We start from the raw sequence: 26175 nt of genomic DNA, 5'->3' as shown, positions 1-26175 counted from the left end.
GAATGAAAAAAAGTACTGCCCTACGCCTTCACAGGCAGGGGCAGCACAAACCACAAATACAAATACAACTAAACAAAGTTTTCCTTTAAATAATTCCCTGACCCATCATAGCGTGAGCCACCTTCATGAAGCCTGCAATATTAGCTCCCTTCACGTAGTTGATGTAACCGTCAGGTTCTGTCCCATATTTTACGCATTGTGCATGAATGCCGTGCATAATTGCGTGCAGTTTCTCGTCCACTTCGGCAGCACTCCAACTGAGATGCATAGCGTTCTGTGACATTTCCAATCCGGAAGTAGCAACACCACCGGCATTGACAGCTTTACCCGGAGCATACATAATCTTATGTTCAATGAACAAATCGATTGCTTCCGGCGTACAGCCCATATTTGAGATTTCTCCTACACACATCACTTTATTTTCAATCAACTGACGGGCATCATCACCATTCAGTTCATTTTGCGTAGCACAAGGCAGTGCAATATCAGCTTTCACTTCCCAAGGACGTTTGCCGGCAATAAATGTAGAACCGGGGAATTCGTCTGCATACGGAGCCACAATATCATTACCCGATGCACGGAGTTCAAGCATATAATCTATCTTGTCGCCACTGATACCATTCGGATCATAAATATACCCGTCCGGTCCGGAAATAGTAACTACTTTTGCACCCAATTCGGTTGCTTTGGTAGCAGCACCCCAAGCCACATTTCCGAAACCGGAAATAGCGACGGTCTTACCTTTGATATCAATGCCTTTAGTTTCTAACATCTGGTTCACGAAGTACAATCCGCCGAAACCTGTAGCTTCAGGACGAATCAGAGAACCACCGAATTCCAAACCTTTTCCGGTAAATGTACCGGTAAACTCACGCGTCAACTTCTTATACATACCGAACATATAGCCTACTTCACGGCCACCTACCCCGATATCACCGGCCGGCACATCCATATCCGGACCAAGATGACGCCACAATTCCAACATGAAAGCCTGGCAGAATCTCATAATTTCACCATCGCTCTTGCCACGTGGAGAGAAGTCGGAACCACCTTTACCACCACCCATAGGCAGAGTAGTCAGTGCATTCTTAAACGTCTGTTCAAATCCTAAGAACTTCAAGATAGAAAGATTTACAGATGCATGAAAACGAATGCCGCCTTTGTACGGGCCAATGGCATTGTTGAATTGCACACGATAGCCAAGGTTGGTTTGTACATCACCTTTGTCGTCCACCCAAGTAACACGGAACGTAAAGATACGGTCGGGTTCAACCAAGCGTTCTATGATTTTAGCTTTCTCGAACTCTGGATGCTGGTTATAGATATCTTCGATGGAAAGAAGTACTTCCTTTACGGCTTGAAGATATTCAGACTCGCCGGGATGCTTTGCCTCTAAAGAGGACATAATTCGTTCGATATTCATAATATTACGTTTTAAAAGGTTTATCCTTTCGTGATTTTAAGGTTATTCGAACAAAATGTCAGCGAATAACACTGCAAATATAGGCAAACTTTTGAATTTACCTATATTTTTCAGCGATATTTTGATTAAATAATGATAAAACGTCAGATTAATTATGAATTATAATTTAAAACTGAGGGTTCATTCCCAGATTATACATGATAAAGCCGTAAATGTCCGCCTGTTCCTCAAGCACCTTAGCCATAGGCTTACCTGCACCATGTCCTGCTTTGCTATCAATACGGATAAGCGTAGGATTCGTTCCGTCATTACATTCTTGCAGGGTAGCTGCAAATTTGAATGAGTGGGCAGGAACTACACGGTCATCATGATCAGCAGTAGTTACCATAGTTGCAGGATACTTGGTGCCGGGCTTCAGGTTGTGCAGTGGAGAGTATCCTTTCAAATACTCAAACATTTCCTTACTGTCCTCACTCGTGCCGTAATCGCTTGCCCAGTTCCATCCGATAGTGAACTTATGATAACGCAACATATCCATTACACCTACCTGCGGAATAGCTACACGGAACAGGTCAGGACGTTGTGTCATACAGGCTCCTACCAGCAAACCACCATTGGAACCACCTACTATGGCAATCTTATCTTTATTAGTATATTTATTATCGATAAGATATTCAGCAGCCGAAATAAAATCATCAAATACATTTTGCTTCTGCATCTTGGTACCTGCTATGTGCCAGTCTTCACCATACTCGCCACCCCCACGCAGGTTAACCTGTGCATAGATACCTCCATTTTCCAAGAACGGAATACGGGATGTAGAGAAGCCCGGATTAAGGCTGATATTGAAACCACCGTAGCCATAAAGGAATACGGGATTCTTGCCGTCCTTCTTAAGATCTTTCTTATAAGTCAGGAACATCGGTATCTTTGTTCCATCTTTGCTGGGATAAAACACTTGTTCCGTCACAAACTCGTCAGAATTGAAATCGACCTTCGGAGCACGGAAAAGCTCGTAGGTATTCGCATCCATATCATATTTATAAGTAGCACCGGGAATAGTAAATGAAGTAAATCCGAAGAAACATTCTTTATCATCCTTATCTCCCGTGAAACCTACAGAGCCAAGTGAAGGCAATTCTATTTCCAGTATTTCCTTACCATCCATCCCATATACATAAGCATGGTTGGCTGCATCCTTATCATAGGTCAGGAACAGTTTTCCACCTATCACTCCAGCATTCGAAAGTACATTCTCACTCTCCGGAACCAGTTCGGTCCAATCTTTCAGGGCAGGCTTATTGATATCTGCTATCATAAGACGGTACTTAGATGCATCGTAGTTCGTAAACATATAAATCTTATCTCCTATCACTTCCATCGGAGCATAGTTATAATCCATATCCGTAGCCATTGTCACAAACGGAGCATTCGGTTTACGCAGATCTTTCATATACAAAGCATTTCCGCGCCCGTCACCGCTCTCATACAGGAACAGGACAGTCTCATCCTCATTTACACTGGCAGTATAAAAACGCTTGGGATGTGCCGGATTCTGATAAACCAGCTGATCCTGCGACTGCGGTGTACCCATTTTATGATAATAAATCTTATGATTCTCATTTACGTTAGAAAATTCCTTTCCTTTCACCGGGGCGTCATAAGCACTGTAATAGAACCCGTCTCCTTGCCAGGCAGCCCCTGTAAACTTCGCCCATTCGATGTGATCATCCAGCAGTTTACCGGTTTCCGTATCCATCACATAGATTTCACGCCAATCCGATCCGCTGCGTGATATGGTATATGCTGTATATTTTCCATTATTCGAGAAAGAGATACCCGATAAGGCTACTGTACCATCGTCCGAGAGTTTGTTAGGATCGAGGAATACACGTGGTTCACCGTCCAAGCTATCCTGTACATACAGTACGCTCTGGTTCTGCAAACCGTCATTCTTATAGAAGTAATACTTGCCGTGTTTCTTGAATGGTGTACCAATCTTTTCATAATTAGCCACATCCGTCAGTCGCTTCAGCAGAGCATCACGGAAAGGTATCTTAGACAAATAGTCGTTTGTTACTTTGTTCTGAGCTTCCACCCATGCAGCAGTTGCAGCGGAAGTGTCATTCTCCAACCAACGATACGGGTCGGGTACTTCTGTTCCAAAATAGACATCTACAGTATCCACCTTCGCGGTTTCAGGATACGTAAGCTTTTGTTGTTGTGCACATGACATCATGATGATACCGGTTGCGAATAAAGTTACTTTTTTCATATTATACATATATAAGAGTATGATTGTTCTCTCTTTCTTAAAATGATTGCAAAAAATATTTTATTTAGTTTAGGCGTTAAAATTACAAAAACAACCAATAGTAAACAAGGATTTTTCCCATTATTATACTTCAAATAGCATTTCCTGTCAGCTTCATTCTTTTTTTAATTGTTTGTTTGTCTTTACAAATGAGAACTTTTATTTGTAATTCTCACAACACTTACTCCTTACCTACTCCTAATTATAGAACAAGGAGAAGGTAGGTATCAGGTTAGTCTAAGTCTGGTAGTACATACGTAGAAGTGCTGGTCACAATCCCCAAAGGAAAGTTTGTCTTTTTACTTTCCAAAGGAGTTTAAATATCATCAACTAAAGTAGATATTCTATCATTTCTTTGCATTTTGATGGTTTTTAAAGGTTTTATGGCTATTATCAAACCTCCTTTTGCCAAATAATCGCTAATCTTGCATCAGAAACCAAAGGTTAACTAAATCATGAGAAAGAAATCATTCATATTATTCCTGTTACTCATAAGCCATGTTTCCCTATTCAGTCAAAATTCTCTGACTGGAGACGCCTTACTGGAAAAGCAAATTTATGAAACCGGATTCATTCATGCCCCACTACCTTTGGACACCTCCCGTTCTTTCGAAGAAAATGCATTGAAAAAAGAGGTATTATCCAGTCAACCGCTTACAGAAACAGACAGTACAAACGGATGGACCCATTCCGGAACTGGCAGTATGGCTTTCTCTAATGAGAAATCCGTATCCGGCAAAGGTAGTATTCGTCTGACTTTTCCAACCGATACAGGAAAAAGAGCAGTCGGTTCTCCTTCCGACCCGGACTATGCAACTTATGGAAATAGCGGTATCACCTATCATGTCAATGGGCAAAATTGGGAGAAATATAACAGAATCGTTTTTTCTATCTATCCGGATTGTGACGGCGCACGTGTAGTCAACATGAATCTGACCTTCACAAACGATAATTCCACAACCAAGGAAGGATACAATCATCCCAGTGGCTCCCACCTCATCAATCTGGTCAATAAAACATGGAATCACTGTTTTCTTGATATAGACGAATATCAACGGGATAAAGTAATGTCTATTCGTTTCGACACAGCTCTAAAAGGGAAAGACCGGACCACAGGTGATTCTGCCATTTATTACATTGACAATATCCAATTACAGCAAATCAAAGCCCCCGGAAAAGTAAGCGGATGGACTCCAACAGAAAATGCCATCATCTATTCTACAACGGGTTATACAACCAACAGCCAGAAAACCGCTCTCGTTCATAGTCTATTGTGTAATCAGCAGACCGTATTCCAACTGATAAACTCTGCTACTAAAGAGGTGACATATGAGGGGGCATTGCAACGAAAACAAACCACCATCGGAGAATTCGGAGTTATTGACTTCACTGCCTTCAATCAACCGGGAGATTACCAACTGAAAGTAGGTAAAATCCTGACTCCAACATTCCGGATAGACGAAAAGCTATGGGATAATTCTCTTTGGAGAGTATTAAATTTCTTATTCTGCCAACGCTGCGGGCATCCCGTTCCCGGTAAACACGCGGCTTGCCACACGGATTTATTCTCCAAACATGATGGGAAAAGTATTTCTTATTCAGGGGGATGGCATGATGCAGGCGACTTATCACAACAGACGTTACAAACCGGAGACGTGACCTTTGCCCTGCTGGAAGCATACAATCGGTTCAAAACCCAAAATACTCCATTGGCTGCCCGCTTACTGGAAGAAGCGGAATGGGGAATTGAATTTATTCTGAAAAATCGCTATGGGGACGGATATCGTGCCAGCAGCATGGGATTGCTCATCTGGCAGGATGGTATACTGAATACAAAGGATGACATCCATTCCGTACGTGTTCAGAATATGGCATTCGACAACTTCCTGTATGCAGGATACGAAGCATATGCCGCAATGACCATAGACCGGGACCCGATGTTGCAAGAACATTTGCGGAAAATAGCGGAAGAAGACTTTTCTTTTGCCATAGAAAAATTCCGGAAAGATGGTTTCGACTCATTCAAGCAGATGTATGAACATAGTTACAATACCTCCGAGAGCCAATATATGGCAACTATATCCTGGTCTGCCAGCATGCTCTACAAACTGACTGGAAAATCTTGTTATGCAGAGACAGCCGCAGAAGCCATCCGGTATGTGCTCGACTGTCAGCGTACGGAACCTTTAAAAGATAAAGATAAGACCCGTGGTTTTTTCTATCGGAATCCATCACGGAAATCCATTGTGCACTATATCCATCAATCGCGTGAACAGGTTTACATGCAAGCCATGACGTTACTTTGTGAAACACAACAACAGCATCCTGATTATCAGAAATGGGCAAATTCCATACAACTCTACGGTAATTATCTGAAAAGTTTAATGAAATATACCCAGCCTTACGGAATGATCCCGAGTGGAGTATACCATGCAGAAGAGTATAAAGATTCTAAGAGCTTTTACGCCCTTCACCTCTTTCCACCATCCAATGCACAAGATCTGTACACAGAGCAAGTGAAACGGGGAGTCAAGCTCGACAAGGAGCATTACCTGAAACGTTTCCCGGTATGGTTCAGCATTTTCAACGGCAATACAGCTATATACCTCTCTACCGGAAAGTCCGCTGCCATTTGCGGCAATTTCCTTAAAGATGAAGAATTGCTCGGTATCGGTCGGGAACAGCTCTACTGGACAGTCGGGAAGAATCCATTCGGTCAATCCCTGATATATGGCGAAGGATACAACTATCCGCAGATGAACAGTTTCTCCTCCGGAGAGATGACCGGCGAAATGCCTGTCGGCATCCGTACATTGGGCAATGGTGATATTCCTTACTGGCCGCAGACCAACAACGCATGTTATAAAGAGGTATGGGTCACATCGGCAGGAAAATGGCTATCACTGATTGCTGAATACGAATAAAAAAGTTATTAACTATATAAATTATGAATGCTATGAGAAGTATAAAATTCTATCTTATTCTATTGTTTGCTATCTGTACATTTGCGGTAAATGCTCAGACTCCCCAAGGGTATCCGGCTAATTATGCCAATGGTCCCCGCTTCAAGGCACTGGTTTACTATACTCAACATGCAGAAGAGGCACACTATCAATTCTCCTTGCAGGCAGTAGAGTTCTTCAAAAAACTGAATTACGGTGACGGTTTTGTACTGGATATTACCATGGATCTGTCTCAATATAGTTACGAACAGCTGAAAGAATATAGCGTAGTGGTTATGCTCGATGGCTATCCCAATACAAAAGCTGAACGCGATGCTTTTGAAAAATACATGGAAAACGGAGGCGGCTGGGTAGGCTTCCATGTAGCCGCCTATAACGACAAGCACACAAATTGGCCTTGGTTTGTAGATTTTCTGGGTGGCGGGGTTTTCTATTGCAATAACTGGCCCCCTCAACCTGTACTGGTTGAAGTTGACAATGAAGAACACCCCGTCACCAGAAATTTACCCATTTCTTTTGTGGCTCCGTCAAGTGAGTGGTATCAATGGAATCCCAGTCCGAGAACCAATAAAAACGTAGAAGTACTTCTTTCCATTTCCCCTAAAAACTATCCGTTGGGCATAAAGGACGTGGTTAATTTCGGTGATTTCCCCATCGTATGGACCAACACCAAGTACAGAATGATCTATCTGAACATGGGTCATGGCGACGAAGAATTCATTGATGCCACACAAAACCTTTTGTTTGTAAACGCCTTCCGTTGGGTAGTCAGCACTGATAAGAAGGGAGACCCGTTCAAGAAATAAAAGTCAGCAAATACCCGATACTGAATGAAAAGCTCAACATTACAACGGGTAGCGGCTGTGGATGTATTCCGCGCCCTTACCATGTTCTTCATGCTTTTTGTCAATGACATTCCCGGTTTGAAGAATGTCCCGCACTGGCTGATGCATGCCGAAATGAACGAAGATATGATGGGATTCTCTGATACGATATTTCCCGCATTCCTGTTCTGTATGGGGATGTCTATACCTTTTGCCATTCAAAATAGAGTTAAAAAAGGAGATACAGCTTTACAAATCATCGCTCATATATCTGAACGTACAGTTGCCCTGATAGCAATGGGCTTATTTATGCTCAATTGCAGCGATGTAGGCAGTATATCTTATCAATGGTTCTCCATACTGATGGTCATTGGTTTTTTCCTGATATGGAATGTATACCCTCACACCGAAGGTCCTGGGAAATATGTGTTCAAAGGGATGAAAATCCTTGGCATTATTCTATTAGCATTCCTCGTTATATATAAAGATGTACATGGCTCTCCATTTCAACAAGGTTGGTGGGGCATCTTAGGACTGATCGGCTGGACCTATGCCGTATGTGCTGTCATTTATCTGTTTACCCGGGAGAGTCTTTGCAAAAATACAATTGTCTGGATAGTCATCATACTACTTGCTGTTGTAAGTCACTCCGATTTAATTCCCTGGGGATACGGCAGCCGGATTGTGTTACTCTCTTTTATTCCCAGCGATTGGACATTGCATGCATTCGGTATGTCCGGCATCATCACTTCCCTGATTATGTTGAAGTATGCCGACCGGAAGCATCCGGATAAATTCTTGTATATCCTTTTTGGCCTCGGCATAGTGATGTTCGTATTAGGATTATTCTCTCATCCCCATTGGATTATCTCTAAAATACAGGCCACTCCTACCTGGTTGTTCTATTGCCTGGCTATGTTCTTCCCACTATTTGGAATATTCTACTGGTTGACGGATGTGAAAGGAAAAGCTTCTTGGTTCAATATCATCAAACCTGCGGGAACGGCCACACTCACCTGTTATGTAATACCTTATCTGTGGTATTCCATACAGCAATTACTGGAATGGTACTATCCACATGCGCTATACAGCGGTATCCCCGGACTACTAAAATCACTCGTATACTCTCTCATCATTGTTATAATTGCCGGACTACTGGCTAAAGTTAAAATAAAACTGAAAATATAATCCGAACAATTACAGAATATGAAAAGAAACAAACTCCCCGGAATTATACTCCTTGCATGCTGCGCTCTGTTTGCTGGTATGCAAGCAAATGCGAAGGGTATAGAAGTTCGAAACGGAAACATCATCCTGGACTTTAGTACAAAAATCGCATCACAAACTTCTGCCGGAACATATACCATAAAACGATCTACCGGAAGATTCAGCGAATACCAGACGATTGGTAGCACGTCTTCAACAACATTTATTGATAAAAAAGTCAAAGGGAATCCCCATGATTATTATTATCAGATAACAGACAAGAAAGGTAACCTCTTGGCCTCAATGGCTATGGATACCGAAGTATTCGGCGACTATGTATACATATATAGTGATACGGACCGTAAAGTGGACGTAGGGAATGAGATTAATGCCATTCATGAACAAATGTTCGGCAAGGAGTTCAGTCCCAACCGCTATGCCCTCTTATTCAAAGCCGGTGATTATAAGGAAGCCGGACTGCTGAAAGTCCCATTCTATGTACATCTGGCAGGATTAGGAAAAACACCGTTTGATGTGGAAGTTTCTAATATACACACCCCTCCCCACTTAAGCAATGGCAACGGAACGTGTACTTTCTGGCGTTCTGCAGAGAATCTTTCTGTGATCGGACCGGAAACCTATGATGAAGAGGAAACTTTCAAATGGGCTGTATCTCAGGCTGCACCGATCCGACGTATTTACTCACAACGTGTCGTACGTAACCAATGGGAAAACGGATGGGTAAGCGGTGGTTTTACTGCAGATTGTTACTTCGATGCTGCTGCCGGTTCTAAAAACCAACAACAATGGTATACCCGAAATTCCTTTTTGAACAAAGGACGAGGAGAATTCGAAGAAATCAAATACAATTATTGTTTTCAGGGTGTTGAATTAGGTACAGAGGTAGATATCAAAGCCTATCAGAACAATTGGGACAAGGGAGGTAATGTAACTTTTATCCCCACCACCCCAATCATACGCGAAAAGCCATTCTTATTTATCGGCGACGACGGAAGATACAAAGTATTCCGTCCGGCACTGAAACACGAACACAAAGGAGTCTCCTACAGCCGCACTGACATGGGCGAAGGTGAAATTCTGGATTTACTAAATGAATTTTATGTAGTGAAACCGGGTGTCTCAGCCGAATACATGAATAAACAACTCGTAGCAGGCAAACATCTGCTTATAACTCCCGGCATGTACGAGCTTTCAGAACCACTCCATGTCACCCGCCCCAACACCATTATACTGGGAATCGGATGGGCGACTCTGATTCCGGGAGAAAAGAATTCCGATACGGCAATTCTGGTAGAAGATGTAGACGGGGTAACGATTGCCTCTCTAATGTTTGATGCGCATTACACTTCCAATACCCTGATTCAGGTTGGTACGGAGAAAACAGCTCAAAGACATACACAAAATCCGATTCTGCTCACCGACCTGTTTTTCCGGATTGGCGGATTCCGTCCGGCAAAGGTGCACGTAGACCGTGCAGTTGAACTAAACAGCAATGACGTGATTGGCGACCATTTCTGGATATGGAGGGCAGATCATGGTGTTCGTGGCAGTGTAGGCTGGGAAATCAATACCACCCGAAACGGTCTGGTAATAAACGGCGACCATGTCACCATTTACGGCTTATTCAACGAGCACTTCCAGGAATATCAGACTTACTGGACAGGAGAACATGGACGAGCTTACTTTTATCAATGCGAAACGCCCTATGATGCTCCCTCACAGGAATACTATATGAGCGAAAACGGCACACGCACCGGATATGCCGCATATAAAGTAGCTGATAACGTGAATACTCATGAAGCTTTTGCCTTCGGCATTTATGATGTACTACATAACGAAATAATGATTGAGAATTCAATAGAAGTACCCGATAAAACCGGTATAAGAATGTATCACATGTGCAACAACACCCTTTCGGGAGGAGGCGCCAAAGGTTTCAACTATATATTGAATGGCATAGGAAAAAGTACCTATAAGACGCACCACGATTACAGGGCATATATAGATGAATTCATAGGAAAACGATAACAGAACAGCAAAGATTCCTCTCTCACTCGCATTGTTGTCATAGCCAATAAACTTTTTGTCAAATCTAACTGACAACTATATATACATATCAGTAGATGCTTTAAAAGGAATGATGTTTTCAGGTAGAAAAATGAGGCTGTCTAACAACTAAAGTTAGATAGTCTCTTTTTTTGTAAAATCCTCTTCTATTGCCTATAAAGCTTGTTTAACCTGCACCATTCATTGTCGGGAGTTAGAAGGAATTATCAGCCAACAAGTTGGCTCTAACTCCTTGAAATGAAAGAGGCGTGACTCTGAATTATATAGGTTAGGCGGTATGTTTTTGGGGAAATGATGTATTTTGGAATTTCCTTGATAGCTTTTAAACCTATGCGACATTAAAATGCAAATATAAGTGTTTTTTTAAACCTCAAATGTCATTTTTTCACCCACTACTGGAAAGAAATCTCCATACATTTGTGAAAATTCTAACACTAATGATTTTAACACTTAATGATTTTATTTAATTTTAATGCTATGGGAAAGTTATGCAGATTACATCTCCTTTTGTTGGCTTTGTTGCTACCGGGAGTGTCCTTCGCACAAAATCTTTTTAAAGTGCAAGGTTGTGTTACTGACGAGCAGAACGAGCCACTTATCGGGGCTAGCGTGCAGACTATAGACAAGTCGAAAGGCACGATAACAGATAGCAGTGGCAACTATGTTTTGTCGGGAGTTCCCAAGGGTTCAACCTTGGTGTTTTCGTATGTCGGCTACAAGTCGAAAGAAGCAAAGGCAACATCGACTTCTCTTAATGTTGTTTTGGAATCGGATGATGAAATGCTTGATGAAGTGGTTGTCATTGGCTACGGCCAGCAACGTAAGGTGACGCTGACGGGTTCTGTCTCCAACGTGGGTGGTAAGGAACTTCTCAAATCGCCAGCCGCATCGCTTGGTAACACCCTTTCGGGTAAGCTCCCAGGTCTCCAGTCGGTGCAGTACACCGGTGTTCCCGGTGCCGACGACCCTATCATCCGCATCCGTGGTGTCGGTTCGTTCAACAGCGCCGAACCTCTCGTGCTTGTCGATGGTGTCGAGCGTGAGTTCAGCCAAATAGCCCCGAACGAGGTGCAGGACATTTCTATTCTTAAGGATGCTTCTGCTACGGCTGTCTTTGGTGTGCGTGGTGCCAACGGCGTTATTCTCGTTACAACTCGTCGCGGCGAGATGGGCAAGCCTACCATCACACTGACAACTTCAGTAGGTCTTCAGCAGATTTCTAAATTCCTTGAACCGGCAAACTCCTACGAGTATGCAACAGCTTACAATCATGCTCAGGAAGTGGAAGGAGTAGCCGAAGACGGATGGAAGTTCTCGAAGGAAGCTATACAGCATTGGAAGGACATGGATATGCCCACCGTTTATCCAAGCACCAACTGGTTCAAGTACTTGATGAACGACCACGCATGGCAGGAACAATATAATATTAATGTGTCGGGTGGTACTGAACGTGCCCGCTATTTCGTTTCTGTCGGTATGCTCAATCAGGACGGTCTTTTCAAAACTTTCGACCAAGGTGATGACGCAAACTTCAAATACCGCCGTTACAACTTCCGTGCCAACCTCGATGTAGATTTCTCTAAGCTGAGTACGCTTTCTATCGGCATCGGTGGACGCATTGGCAGACGCAACTCTATCGGTAATGGTGAGTATAACGGTCAGTCAGGTGTTTTTGGTGTTGAGGGTCTTCTCAACAATGGTACGCCAATGTCAGGCTACGGTCTTGATAGTGAGGGACGTCGTATTATTTCCGACCCTAATCTCGTTGGCGCAGTTGGCTCCGATGGTCTCGGCCTTATCTACGAGCAGGGTTATACTACTCAGCGTCAGAGTGTTGTAAACCTCGACCTTCAGTACAAGCTCAAGCTCGACTTTATCACCAAGGGGCTTGATTTCCGTATCAAGGGTTCTTACAACTCTGACTATACACAGCAGAAAGCACGTACTACCGGCGGTGGTATCAGCTACAAGGCCACCATTGCTAAGGGTGAATACGAAGAAAACGGTTCTCCAAAGATTGTTTATGTCCGTCAGGGTGACTCATGGCCTCTTGGCTATGAGGAGTCCAAATGGGGTGGTAGAAACTGGTATGCAGAGGCGAGTCTCAACTATACCCGCAAGTTCGGTGACCACAATTTCGGTGCGCTCGCTCTTTATAATGAATCTAAAAACTACTATCCCGGCGGTGTCTACAATTCTATCCCTCGTGGTTATGTAGGTATGGTAGGCCGTATCACCTACGACTACCAGACTAAGTATATGGTAGACCTCAACATGGGCTATAACGGCTCAGAGAACTTCGCAAAAGGTAAGCGCTTTGGCTTTTTCCCTTCTGCTTCTCTCGGCTGGATAATCTCTTCTGAAAAATTCTGGGAGCCTATCCGTAATGTTGTTTCCTATTTCAAACTTCGCGGTTCTATCGGTAAGGTAGGTAATGACCAGGGTGTCGGGCGTTTCCTCTATCTGCCTGGCACATGGCAGTTCTACAACAACAACGGTGGTGCATGGTGGACCAACGACCGTACAGGTAACTTCGGTACCAACAACGGTGTGTTCATGCCCGGCGCACGCGAATCCAGCAACGGTAACCCCGATGTCACTTGGGAAACAGCCACCAAGCAGAATTATGGTGCCGATGTACACTTCTTTGGAGGTCGCTTGAATCTCGGTGTAGACTTCTTCTGGGAAGACCGCAAGAACATCCTTATTTCCAACGAAACAAGCATCGCAGGTATTTCCGCTCTCAAACCCAACTCCGTCAACTTCGGCCGTGTCAAGAACCATGGTTATGAAATTACCCTACGCTGGACCGACCAGATAGGTAAAGTGAACTACTCGATAGCTCCTACATTAGCTTTCGCACGCAACAAGGTTGTGGAAATGGCAGAAGTGAAGAAGGAATTCCCACACATGTATCACACTGGTCATCCTGTAGGTCAGCCTTTCGGCTACGACTTCTTTGAGTTCTATGTTCCTGGTGAAACCGAACAGCGCTACAAGGAAGTTTACGGTGTTGACATGCCAGACCAGCAGATTACATTGCGTCCTGGTGACAGCGTATTCGTTGACCTCACAGGTGATGGTAAGGTGGATGCTAACGATGTACATGCTATCGGCTACAGCGATATTCCTGAGTATACTGGTAGCATAAACGCAACGCTCAACTGGAAAGGTCTCGACTTCTCCATGACTTGGGTAGGTGCCACCCACGTCAACCGCCAGCTCAGTTCTTTCTATACTCCAGCCTTCGGTACTGGTAACCAGTCAATGCTCAACAAATGGGTCTATGACAATTCTTGGACCGAAAATAACCCCAGTGCCAGCCTGCCACGTATCTCTCTTGAGAAATCGGCACGCGAGCATAACGGTTCACTTTCAGCCCCATGGATGGTCGATGCATCGTATATCCGTCTGAAGAACCTGGAGATTGGTTATTCGTTCCGCATACCCGGTGTGCCCATCAACAACATCCGTGTTTATGCCAATGGCTATAACCTTCTTACTTTCACAAGCTTCAAGGCCAATGACCCGGAGGCACAAGCCGGCTTTGGCAGCACACGTTATCCTATGACTCGTGTTTACAACTTCGGTATCAACTTAAACTTCTAACATTCAAGACAATGAATCTTATAGAAAAAATAAAAACTGCTACTATTATATGTGTAGCTGGTGCCATGATAGGGATGGGATCGCTGAGTTCCTGTGTCGATGATATCAACATCGGAAATGGCTTCCTCGACAAGCAGCCAGGTGTCGACGTAACCGTAGACTCCATCTTTGCCAAGGGAGAGAATGCAAAGCGTTTCCTCTGGCACATGTACGGTGCTATGCATAACCCTTTCACCTATACAGGTGCAGTATGGTATTCTCACCCCGATGCCCTTACCGATATTTGCCAATCGTACTGCGGATGGCACAATCTCGGAAAGTACTACGGTGGTGACCTTACCGAGACCGACCAAGATAACGGCGGTCTTGTCAAGTTCCCCTTCATCGCCAACGGTGACGGCAATGGTCGTGCAGGCATCTGGCGTACCATCCGTGAGGGTTGGATTTTCATCGAGAACATCGATCGCGTTCCCGACTTGAGCGAATCAGAGAAGAGCCAGCTCCGTGGTGAGGTGTACGTCATCATGGCATCGCGCTATCTTGATGCTTTCCGCAACTTCGGAGGTCTTCCAAAAGTCGACCGCTCATTCGTGGCTACTGATGTTGTAGATGGCAAGCGCATGAGCGTAATCGAGACAGCAGAGTTCATCGACGAGCTTATCCAGGGCGCCATCAACGAACCGGGTCTTCCTTTCTTTGTGCAGGATCAGGCCACCAACTCCGGACGTCTGACCAAAGGCTCAGCCTATGGTCTGCGTGTAAGGTTGTGGAACTTCGTGGCTTCGCCTCTGTTTAACAGTGACAAACCTTATCTTGAATTCACTCGCAACGAGGAGAATCAGGACCTCAACCAAATATGGGCTGGCGGCTACAAATCCGAACTTTGGCAGAAAGCGCTGAAAGCTTGTGAGGATTTCTTCCAAGCCAATAGCGTCAACGGCAACTATTTCGCCCTTGTACAGCCCACCGGTAACAGTGAGCAAGACTATTGCAACGCTTTCCGTGCCGCCTACTGGTTCCGTGGCAACAGTGAGAAGGTGATTGAAGTTCATGCTGGTCCGGGTACAGACGCTTGGAATGGTGACTGGAACGTACAAGGTATGGATGAGTTCGGTATGGCTCTCTTCACCCTCGAATATATGGAAATGTTTGGTATGGCAAATGGTCGTAACTTCCCTTACGACGACGTATTCAATACCGATAACACCAACAACGTAGACATCTTTGCCAACCGCGACCCACGTCTCTACGAGACAATGGTGGTGAATCGCAACAATCTTGCCGAGCAATATCAGGGGCTTTCGAGCACCGAGATGTGGCAAGGTGGCAATGTTGACCAGACCTTCAATCCTGCTGTTACCGACAATCCATGGTCTACCCGTATGAAACTGTTCAAGTATCTCCGCGACAACGGCTATGCAGCATACTATCCGACCAACTTTGCTTATCTGCGTATGGCTGACATTCACCTTTGCTACGCTGAGGCACTCGCACAGACAGGCAATCTGCAGAAAGCCTGCGACGAAATGAATAAGGTACGCGCACGCGTAGGTCTTGGTAAGGTAGAGATTATGAATCCAGAGCTCAACCTAACCACCAACAAAGACAACTTTATCGATCAACTCCTTAAGGAACGTGCCTGTGAGTTCGGTTATGAAGACTCCCGCTGGTATGACCTCATCCGCTACAAGAGATCCGACATATTCAAGAAACAGGTACACCAACTGCGTGTATGGCGCAAGGATGCCAACGGTAACAAGATGAATCCTGCCGACTACAATGGCGACACGAGCCTCGAACCCGGTGAACCTTGGCCGAACTGTATCTATGAGAAGATACCTTGTACCAACAATACCCGTGTATGGTGGGATACCGGCAACCAGACGAGCAAGTGGACCGACAAATGGTATCTCGCGCCTATTTCACGTGATGAAATCAACAAGGGCTATGGTCTGAACCAGAACCCAGGTTGGTAATCCAGATTTTAAAAATCAATAAGACTTATAAAATATGAATATAAATAGAATGTTGATGCTTGCGACTGCTGTTGTCTCTCTCACGGCAAATGCGCAGGTAAAACTCGACGATAAGAATGCAAATGCCTATGATATGGGTTACGGCGTGGAAATAAGCAATTTCCTCAGCACCGCTTCTGCAACCACAATCACAGGTGAAGAATTGCAGCAGACCTCGGCAACTAACCTTGCCCAGGCTCTCTATGGACGTCTGCCAGGTCTAACAGCTCTATCGCAAGGCGGCTTCTCGGGCGACGAAAATAAGGGTGCCTCGTTTAATATTCGTGGCTATCACACGCTTAGCGATAAAAGTATCCTCATCCTCGTCGATGGCTACGAGCGTCCCATCGACCGCCTCAGTGTAGAGGAAGTGGAGAGCGTTACCATCCTCAAAGATGCTGCCGCTACGGCACTTCTTGGCCATGAGGGTATCAATGGTGCTATACTTGTGAAGACAAAGCGTGGCGTTGAAGGCAAGACACACGTCAAGGTGAACTACAGTCATAAGTTCCAGTTCGACCCTGAATTCGCAGACATGGTAGATGGTTACGGATATGCCAATGCGTTCAATCGTGCCCGTCACAACGACGGACTCTCTGCCGCATACACCGAGCAGGAGCTTAACCTCTTCAAAGACGGTTCCGACCCGTACTTCTATCCTAACGTGAACTGGCGCGACCTTACTTTCAAGAACACTGCCGAGGAAGACCATGCATACGTTTCGGTGTACGGAGGTACGAACAAGGTGAAATACTACACCCATATCGATTATACCGATGTGCGCGGTGCTTTCAAGGACACCAAGCTGCCGGACTACAATACGCAGTTGCGCCAGTCGAAGGCCAATATCCGTACCAACCTCGACTTCAACATCACCAACACAACTCTCATGTCGGTGAACCTCTTCGGTATGTTCCAGGAGACCAAGCGGCCCTCCGACATCGGTGCTGACGATGCTACAGCTGCTATCTACCAACTGCCGGCAAGCGCTTTCCCCTACAAGACCTCAACAGGTATCTGGGGTGGTAACGAGGCATACGGTGATGCCAACCCCATTGCCAAGATTCAGGAGTCCGGTTTCTACAAGACCCATCAACGTCAGCTGTGGGTAGATGCCAAGCTGTCTCAAAAACTCGACTTCCTGCTCAATGGCCTGAACGTATTTGTCAGTGCCGGCTATGCCAATTCGTCGATTTATGCGGAAAATTCGCACAAGGCACACCAGTATGGCTACGAGCGTTACACCGGTACCATTGGTGACAAGAACAACGTAGCTCTGAACACATTCGGTAACAAGGAGACCAACCTCACCTTCAGCACCTGGAATGCCGGTCAGTGGTGGAAAGCAAAGGCCAGTGTAGGTATCAATTACAAACGTTCGTTCTTCGACAACGACCACTTCAATGCTACCGTTGTGTACGACAATAGTGGTGTGAGCACTGATGGACGTGGAAACACCTTCTATCGTCAGAACATCATGGGAGTCTTCCACTACGATTTTCAGAACCGCTACGTTGCCGACCTTGTGCTTGCAGGTAACGGCTCCTGCCGTACCTATCCTTCAAAGTGGGCATTCTCACCCACACTGTCGCTCGGCTGGATTTACGCTGACAACAACGATGCTCTGCTCAACTACGGTAAGCTGCGTGCATCGGCTGGCATCCAGCATACCGACTATATGCCTACCTATGGCATGTGGCTTCCCACATGGGATGTTTCGCACGGTTATGTGATTATTGGTAACAACTACGGTGCTACATGGGGAGCATCGCTTGGCTCCTTCCCAACTACCAATTTCTCGCAAGAGACATCTACGAGCTTCAACCTTGGTACTGACCTTCGTCTGGCAAATGCTCTTGACATCTCAGTTGATGCTTTCTACCAGCTTCGCAGCCACATCATGCTCTCTGCAAGCAATGAGAATTCATCGGTGGTTGGTATACAGTCGTCATACAACGATGTTGGCGAAGTTAAGAGTTACGGTTTTGAGGTAAGTGCCAAGTATGTGAAGAAAATCACTTCCGACCTCAATCTCAACTTGGGTGCCAACTTGTCGTGGGCACGCAATGAGGTGAGCAAGTATATCGGCACACCGACCTATCCGCTGAGCGACCCTGTAGGCCACCGTGTAAACGAGGCATGGGGACTCAAGTCGGCAGGCTTTTTCAAAGATCAGACCGACATCAACTCCAGCTATCGTCAGGAATACTCTACCGTAAGCCCTGGTGACATCAAATACCAAGACCTCAACGGTGACCAGGTAATCAATGAGTTCGATGTTACCAGTCTCAATGGTGCTACTGATATCCCTGAGCTCAACTACGCCTTCAATGTCGGTGTAGAATATAAAGGCTTCGGTCTAAACGCATGGTTCCAAGGCACTGGCAACTACATGAAGTATCTTCCGTCAGCAATATGGGGTGGCATGGCCGATAACGGCAACCTTTCAGTGGATTACTACAACAACTGCTGGGATGTGGCTGGCAACAACGCTCTCTACCCGCGTCTGACAACTCTGAACAACAGCAACAACAGCCAGAAAAGCAACGTATGGTACAAGCCTGTTCACTTCTTGAAGATGCGCAACATCGAGGTTTACTATAAAGTGCCTGCAACGGTGCTCTCGAAACTCTCTCTTACCGCAGCCAAGGTATTTATTCAGGGCGAGAACCTTCTTTCCTTCGACAATATCGACGCTATGGATGCTGAGGTACTTTCGACAGCATATCCCATGTTCAAGGGTGTCAATATAGGTGTCACATTAACTTTCTAATAAAAGATACATTTATGAACAAGATAACATATGCTCTTTTAGGTATGGCGGCAGTAGTCTTTGTAGGCTGTGCCGACCTAGATTACAACGAAGCTTCGAATCGTGACGAGGACTGGACCTACAACAGTCCCCTCAATGGTGTCAAGGCTCTTGTATACGATGTCTACGCACAAATGCCAAGTGAATTCAAGGACGATTCCTACGGTAATGGCGCCCTGATAGCCAGTGCTACAGACGAGTCTGAGTTTGCACTTTCCTTCTCACCCATTCACAAGTATTTCAACGGTGGTTGGACTCCTTCGAATCCTTTTTCAACCACATGGGATAGGTCATACCGTGCCATCACTCAGGTACACATGTACCTTGAGCGCATCCACAAGATAGACTTGTCGGATTATAAATATGATCCCGACTACCAGACCATGGTGCAGCAGTTTGAGATATTCCCTTACGAGTTGCGTTTCCTCCGTACCTATTTCTACTTCGAGTTGGTACGTGCCTACGGCGATGTGCCTTTGGTGACCACAACCCTCACCAATGAGCAGGCCAACAGCGTGGAACGCACTCCAGCCAAGGATGTGTTCAAGTTCATCATCAACGAATTGGATGCCGTGGCTGAATATCTGCCCGTGTCATATAATGACATTCCTGGTCAGGAAATTGGTCGTGCCACCCGTGGTGCTGCTCTTGCACTGAAGGCACGCGTACTTCTTTATCAGGCTTCACCCTTGTTTAATACAGACAACAACAAGGAGCTTTGGAAAGAGGCCGCTGCTGCCAGCAAGGTCATCATCGATAATGCACAGCGCTGGGGCTACAAACTCAGCGAGTATGCCAAACTATGGGGGCACGACACATTCACCAATTCTGAATTTATCTTCGTTCTTGGCACCCAGGCAAGCAACACCTTCGAGCAGTACAATTATCCTGTGGGTGTGGAGAACGGAAACTCCGGCAACTGCCCTACACAGGCACTGGTGGACGCATACGAATATCAGGCCGATGGCAAGACATTCAAGGAGAAACATCCTGGAGATGTTGATGTGACTACTGAGAATCCATACGATGGTCTTGACCCACGTTTCGAACTCACTGTAGTGAAGAACGGCGATCTCTGGCCATCTAACACAACTCAGCAGATTGCCATTGAGACGTATCAGAGCGGCTTCAACGGTGCTCCTAAGTACGGCGCAACTCCCACGGGCTACTACTTGAAGAAGTTTGTGGACGGCAACTGTGTCACCACAGCCAACAACCAGACTACAACACGCCACAACTGGATTGTGATGCGTCTGGCCGAGGTTTACCTCAATTATGCAGAGGCTATGTACAACTACTACGGCAATGCTGACGAACAGGGCGATTTTGGCATGTCAGCCAACGAGGCTATCAATGTGCTTCGTAACCGTCCTGACATCATGATGCCTGAATTCCAAGGAAACAATGGTTTCGAAGAGCGCTACATGCGTGAGCGTATGGTAGAGCTTGCTTTCGAAGGTCAGCGCTTCTGGGATGTACGTCGCTGGAAGAAGGGGGCCGAGTTCTTCAAGAATGTTGATGTGGCAGACTTCAAACTGAATGGAAACGGCAACTTGATTCTCAATCGAGTTACTAAGACTCGCCAGTGGGACGAGAAGTACAACTTGTACCCGATTCCGCAGTCTGAAATTCAGAAGAACGGCAATCTGAAGCAGAACCCCAATTGGTAAAACTGATTCAATGAAATTTCAAACGAATAAGATTTATGAAAAAACATATTATATATCTTCTGATCTTAGGATTCGCTTTGCTGTCGAACATGACACTGACCTCGTGCAGCGATAGTGATGTGGCGAATGCCAACGATGTGCTAATGGTGAATGCTGTCCTGCCTACAAAAGTTATGGAAGGACAGGTTGTCACCATCACTGGTACGGGTCTTGAGAAGACCATTTCCGTTGTGTTCCCTGGCAATGTCTCTGTGAACAACATTATCAAAATAGGCAACGGCTATATCTCTGTGATAACTCCTGCCGGCATTTCTGCAGAGGGGGGAACAGTAACAATAGAAGCCAACGGCGAATCGGCAGAGTCAGTCATGACGCTGACTGTCGGCAAGCCCGAGCCTTTGCGCGTGGCTCCTCTTGACAAGGAAATAAAAATCAACGAATGTGTGGAGGTGTACGGCAACGACCTCGAATTTATCACCAAGGCTTATTTCCCCGGTGAAGACGGCAAGGACATTGTTGTAGATGCAAGTAACTTTAAGCGCAAAGCTACCGGTTCTCTTTACATCTATTCGCCAATGGGTATAAAAGCCGGACCTGCCCAAGTTACCCTCGAAGACTGCAGCGGCAAGAAATATACTTTGCCAGAGGTAACGCTGTCTGACGAGGTTGCAGGTGGCAGCGAAGGAGGTGAAGGATATGCTTCAATCTGGGAAGGTGAATACACTACTGGCTGGTGGTGGTATCTCCCTGCATCTGAGCTTGACCTCTCGGCAATAACGCCAGAAGCCGGCCAAACTATTAAGTTCACGTTCACTCACCATGATGCTCCTCAGACTTTTTGTCTGTGCGATGGTTGGTGGGGTGCTCCTTTCATCCGCGATGGCGGTGAAAGCGGTAACAACATCGTTCTTACCGCTGGTGAGGACTTCCTGGAATTCAAAATCTCGGAAGGTATGGCGGCAACAATGAATGGTACTGAAACCGCTCTCATCATTGGCGGCGACATAACAATCACCAAGATTCAGATTAAGACAGATTAAACTCTATACAAAGAAGTCATAGCCTGATATCTGTAAACATTTCAAGTCTGCCGGAGAGCTAAAGTTCTTCGGCAGACTTTTTGGCATTTACTTGTGTTTTACTGTTTCTTCGCCTGAAGGCTTTGGAGCAACAAACAGTCATAGTCTACGGAGACTGCAGGCGAAAAGGAATACTACAAGCAAAATAGGTGCAATTCGATACATTTCGTATCAAAATAAAGAGAAGAAGCGGGAAAACAAGCAGGTTTTGAGAGAGTAGGTTTATGTAGATATTCGGCATTAACAGTAAGATAATCAAATGAATGTCCCATTAAAGAAGGGTGTAGGCAAAAATTGCCTATACCCTTCTTTAATTTGCTTTCACCACCGCTATAATGTCTATGAACAGGGAGATACAGAGAATGAATGTATGAGTATATGCAAAAACATGCATAAATTACAGGTAGAATTTATTTCTTCAAAGTCCAGCGGATAGCATTGCTAAGCATCATCGTGAAGTCGTCCGACTGGAAGAGCTTCGGACTATGCCCCATCTGGAAATAAACATTCCGGGCAGTCTTGCCTTCGTTCACCCACACTACCGGATGGTCGCCCATCTTGACAGCGGAAGCGGGTGTATAAGTGGACTCGTCCACATGTGCCAAAACGCGAACATTGGGACGGGGAGACTTGTCGTACGTATACCACTCGTCATCCTGAACCACAAAAGAAGCGTCGACGCCTTTCATTACCGGATGTTCCTTGTCTTCCACAATCACTGTACCATCAGCAAGCGGAGCGATATAGTTCTGGAAGCGAATGCCGCCCATGAAATCGGAGAACCATTGCCACAGAGGGTAACCGTCAAAGTCTCCCAGCAAAGTAGCATGATGGAAACCAATCCAACCGCCACGACCTTCGTTAATGTAGTTGATGAAGTTCTGCTCTGCTTCCTTCGGCCAGGTATAAGGCGGGAAGTCCAACTGAATGACTAAATCCGTACCCTCCAACACTTCCTTCTGAGCCAGGAGACGGGTGTTGTTCAATATCTGTATCTGCAGATTCTGTACCTTGCTCTCATCCACCAGCCACTTCACTGCCGCATCCGAGAAAGGTTTATGCTGGCCTTGGCTTTCGGTAAGTACCAGTACACGGTAAGTCCTGTCATAGAAAGGTTTCTGTTCTATCAATCCCTCGTAGACCGTACGACGCAAATCGCCTTGCTCGTTGTCACCGTCATAGTCCCAATACATGCCGCCCAGCAGTTTCTGCTTCAGGATATACTGGCATTTTATGGCCAACGAACGGGGATTTTCATAACCGAAGACAAGCTTTCCTGCTTTATTGGCCAAATAGGGAACCTTGGCTACCTCATCCCAGCATTCACGATACTCTCTGGTATGGCCTACCTTATTGAAATCCTGAAAGTTAGGATATCCATCGCCACCACGGCCATAGAAAGGCATGCCCATCACTAACTTAGAAGCAGGCACACCGGCTTTGAGGTGAGTCTCAACAGCAGCATCAGCAGTCATCCAGCCACTGTTCTCCGAACGATACAAAGCTGCATGATGTTTGGGAGCATTCCCCATATCATAGGACATGATATTGACAAAATCAATATAGGGAAGAATCGCCTTAAAATCTATATACTCTGCAGAAGCTACCGTAGCAAGAGTCAGTAACTTCTTCTTCCCTATCTCTTTCCGTATATCCCTCATCAGTAATGTGAAGTTCTTTGTATCATCCGGTGAAGCAGAAATATTGGCTGCTGCACTGGTAGGGTATTCCCAGTCTATATCAATACCATCAAGATCGAACTCTTTCACTACACGCTTGCAATCCTTTGCAAAAGCCAAGCGATACTTATCATTGGCAGCCATTTCACTGAACCGACCGCTTCCCCATCCACCGATAGAAAGCATTATTTTCAGTTCTGGTTTCTGCGCCTTCAGTGCAACAATCCCACGAAGACGGTTCTCATTATCAATACCAACTCCGTTGAAGGTTTCACTGACATGCCCGAATGCATAGTTAATATGCGTCATATATTGCGGATCCGGCATGATACTACTCCAGGAAGTCACATAAGCTACAATAACTTTTGTATCCGAAGAAGCCATACGCAACTCTCCTGCTTTACTACTGCACGACAACAATACCGCCAATGCAGTCAGAATCATTAATTTCATTCTTTTCATAATATTATTATAATAATTAATCAGCTGTTTGACAAACACGAGAACCTATCAATGCATAATACAGCATAAATACTTCTCCCAAAATTACAATAAACCAAGACCATCTCCAACTTTCCAGCAAGTCAGCGAAGACACCTTGCAACAAAGGCAGGATGGCACCTCCCACTACCCCTATCATGAATACCCCGGAAGCTACCGAAGTATATTTACCCAAATGAGCCACGGACAATGTGAAGATAGCCCCCCACATGATGGAATGGAAAAGTCCGACTGCTGTCAGTAACCAAGGATTATTAAAGATGATAGCCAGCAAAGCCAACACACCTGCCGATATGGTAGTTACGGTCAGTTGCACACGAGGGGAAACTCTGCTCAACGAACTTCCTACCAGTCGTCCGATCAGCATACCACCCCAATAGAGTGTGGCCAATAAGGCAGGTGAAGGACAATTCCGTTCAATGGCATATAAATTGATATTCGCACCAATGCAGACCTCGACACCCACATAACAAAAGATAGCGCAAACTCCCAATGTCAAGTGACGGAATGACCATACACTTTTCTCCAACTTCTCCCCTTTCTCTACCCGTGTACCCTGTATATCCGGCAAAGATAGCCTCATCAATAAGAAAACAACCACAGCTATAGTTACCATCAATGCAAAGAAAGGCATCATCAACTGGCTGATTTGAATATCTTCCATAGCCAAGCCACCAAACACAACACCGGTCACGAAATAAGGGGCAATCGTAGTACCCACAGAGTTTGCTGTCCCCCCAATAGCCAAACGTTGAATGGCTTGTGTCCCTTTCACACGGCAAGCGGTAAGATAAGGATTAATAACGACCTGCAAAATCGTGGCCGAAGCACCCACAACAAATGATCCTAATAGAAATATAAAGAATCCTATGGGAATAATACTCTCTCCCATTCTGATATTAACATCAGGAAATTGAACGGTAAAATAAGATGAAGCAAAAAAGAGTCCCAGACCGATAATCATCACCCAAAGTCCACGGATCAAGGTTCCTTTATAGCCATACTTGCTAATCCAGGATGAACCTATACTCCCACAAATAGGGTAAGCAAGGAACCACGAGAAAGTAATCAGAGTTGCAAATGTATTCTTCAGATTACCTACTTTCATAAGAAAAGTTTCCTTCAACGGCCCCTGAAACTGAGTATTGGCAGTTGTCAGGAAGCCTACAATAAGGAACAGGAAGACCATTGTAAGAAACGGTCCCATGTAATTGATTTGTTTTTCTTGGTGTGTCATCATGTAGTATTAGCAAATGATTATTTTTCAGATAACTTAGCTGCAGAAGCAACATCCAGCAGAAACTCACAATCCGGATGTAACTGAAGGACAGAGGCTGGAACATCAGACGTGACAGGTCCTTCCAGCATTTGTTTCACGGTCTCAGCTTTGTTACTGCCTTTGGCCACCAGTACAATCCGGCGTGTCTGCATGATATTTTTTATCCCCAGAGTTACCCCTCCCAGTTCCTTCTCCGGCGGGGTGTGGGTTTCTCTACGAATGCGTTCTTCCAATTCCGGATTCATCTTAGTAACCCACGCATCTCCTCCCAAAGGGGAGTGAGGTTGATTGAAACCTAAATGTCCGTTCTCTCCCAAACCCAGAATCAGTAAGTCAATACCTCCACGCTTGGCAATTTCTTCTTGAAATGCCCTGCAAGCTTTTCCAAAATCATCTGAAACTGTTGGCAACATCAGGAAATTTTCATCTTTTATGCCCAATGCATCTATAATTTCCGTTTTCAGCATCGTATAACATGCCCCGGCATATTCACGCGGCACGTTCACCACTTCATCCAATCCGAAAAACGTGACCGCAGAGGTATTGAAAGGATAACAGGAATATATTTCTCCAACCATCCGGTGCAGATTTCCGGTCGTACGTCCTGTCGAAAGCCCGATAACAGCTTCCGGTTTATTTAGAATTTCACCTATAATCTGCCATGCAGCGATGCAATCAAATTCTTTTTCGCTCTTTGCTATAGTTATTTTCAT

At 45.3% G+C, this 26175-nt stretch carries 14 protein-coding genes; 9 read left to right on the top strand and 5 right to left on the bottom strand.

Translation table 11 applies throughout. The features are described 5' to 3' along the window. Nucleotides 1-85: 85 nt before the first annotated feature. Both gdhA and BWI44_RS01830 read right to left on the bottom strand, forming a co-directional pair. Complete coding sequence (gene gdhA, locus BWI44_RS01835) at nucleotides 86-1423, bottom strand: NADP-specific glutamate dehydrogenase (RefSeq protein ID WP_007667837.1); 1338 nt, start codon at nucleotides 1421-1423, stop codon at nucleotides 86-88. Nucleotides 1424-1589: 166 nt separating this feature from the next. Continuing rightward, complete coding sequence (locus BWI44_RS01830) at nucleotides 1590-3698, bottom strand: prolyl oligopeptidase family serine peptidase (RefSeq protein WP_044532605.1); 2109 nt, start codon at nucleotides 3696-3698, stop codon at nucleotides 1590-1592. 494 nt (nucleotides 3699-4192) lie between these two features. Between BWI44_RS01830 and BWI44_RS01825 the strand changes: the two genes are divergently transcribed. The 9 genes from BWI44_RS01825 to BWI44_RS01785 all read left to right on the top strand — a co-directional run bounded on the left by BWI44_RS01825 (nucleotide 4193) and on the right by BWI44_RS01785 (nucleotide 21964). Further along, nucleotides 4193-6661: a glycoside hydrolase family 9 protein gene (locus BWI44_RS01825; protein WP_138293048.1), complete on the top strand. Its 2469-nt coding sequence runs from the start codon at nucleotides 4193-4195 to the stop codon at nucleotides 6659-6661. A gap of 32 nt (nucleotides 6662-6693) precedes the next feature. Beyond that, the gene (locus tag BWI44_RS01820; protein ID WP_021968369.1) at nucleotides 6694-7506 is read left to right on the top strand and encodes a ThuA domain-containing protein; all 813 of its coding nucleotides are present in this window, start codon (nucleotides 6694-6696) and stop codon (nucleotides 7504-7506) included. A 24-nt stretch (nucleotides 7507-7530) separates the two neighbouring features. Then, nucleotides 7531-8712: a DUF5009 domain-containing protein gene (locus tag BWI44_RS01815; protein WP_115503601.1), complete on the top strand. Its 1182-nt coding sequence runs from the start codon at nucleotides 7531-7533 to the stop codon at nucleotides 8710-8712. A gap of 18 nt (nucleotides 8713-8730) precedes the next feature. Then, complete coding sequence (locus BWI44_RS01810; protein WP_195208311.1) at nucleotides 8731-10779, top strand: pectate lyase-like domain-containing protein; 2049 nt, start codon at nucleotides 8731-8733, stop codon at nucleotides 10777-10779. A gap of 516 nt (nucleotides 10780-11295) precedes the next feature. Beyond that, on the top strand, nucleotides 11296-14427 hold the full coding sequence (locus tag BWI44_RS01805; protein ID WP_286810684.1) for a SusC/RagA family TonB-linked outer membrane protein: 3132 nt from the start codon (nucleotides 11296-11298) through the stop codon (nucleotides 14425-14427). A gap of 11 nt (nucleotides 14428-14438) precedes the next feature. Continuing rightward, nucleotides 14439-16403: a RagB/SusD family nutrient uptake outer membrane protein gene (locus tag BWI44_RS01800; RefSeq protein WP_044533077.1), complete on the top strand. Its 1965-nt coding sequence runs from the start codon at nucleotides 14439-14441 to the stop codon at nucleotides 16401-16403. 34 nt (nucleotides 16404-16437) lie between these two features. After that, a complete protein-coding gene (locus tag BWI44_RS01795; RefSeq protein ID WP_138293050.1) occupies nucleotides 16438-19215 on the top strand; it encodes a SusC/RagA family TonB-linked outer membrane protein in 2778 nt (925 codons plus the stop codon). 14 nt (nucleotides 19216-19229) lie between these two features. Then, nucleotides 19230-20924 (top strand): RagB/SusD family nutrient uptake outer membrane protein, encoded by a 1695-nt coding sequence (locus BWI44_RS01790; RefSeq protein ID WP_195208313.1) that lies wholly within the window; start codon nucleotides 19230-19232, stop codon nucleotides 20922-20924. A gap of 35 nt (nucleotides 20925-20959) precedes the next feature. Then, nucleotides 20960-21964, top strand: a complete 1005-nt coding sequence (locus BWI44_RS01785) for an IPT/TIG domain-containing protein (RefSeq protein WP_044533738.1) — start codon at nucleotides 20960-20962, stop codon at nucleotides 21962-21964. Between the two features lie 449 nt (nucleotides 21965-22413). Here the strand turns inward: BWI44_RS01785 and BWI44_RS01780 are convergent, their stop codons facing one another. From BWI44_RS01780 to BWI44_RS01770, 3 genes are read right to left on the bottom strand one after another with little or no spacing between them, the layout of a single operon-like run. Then, on the bottom strand, nucleotides 22414-24144 hold the full coding sequence (locus BWI44_RS01780) for a glycosyl hydrolase family 18 protein (RefSeq protein WP_138292952.1): 1731 nt from the start codon (nucleotides 24142-24144) through the stop codon (nucleotides 22414-22416). Between the two features lie 16 nt (nucleotides 24145-24160). Then, nucleotides 24161-25420: an MFS transporter gene (locus BWI44_RS01775; protein ID WP_044155444.1), complete on the bottom strand. Its 1260-nt coding sequence runs from the start codon at nucleotides 25418-25420 to the stop codon at nucleotides 24161-24163. Between the two features lie 20 nt (nucleotides 25421-25440). Beyond that, entirely contained in the window at nucleotides 25441-26175 is a 735-nt protein-coding gene (locus tag BWI44_RS01770) for a 6-phosphogluconolactonase (protein ID WP_195208314.1), read from the bottom strand.

The organism is Bacteroides sp. Phil13 (assembly GCF_001940965.1).
Taxonomy (GTDB): domain Bacteria; phylum Bacteroidota; class Bacteroidia; order Bacteroidales; family Bacteroidaceae; genus Bacteroides; species Bacteroides intestinalis.
This window is presented reverse-complemented; position numbering and strand designations above follow the sequence as displayed.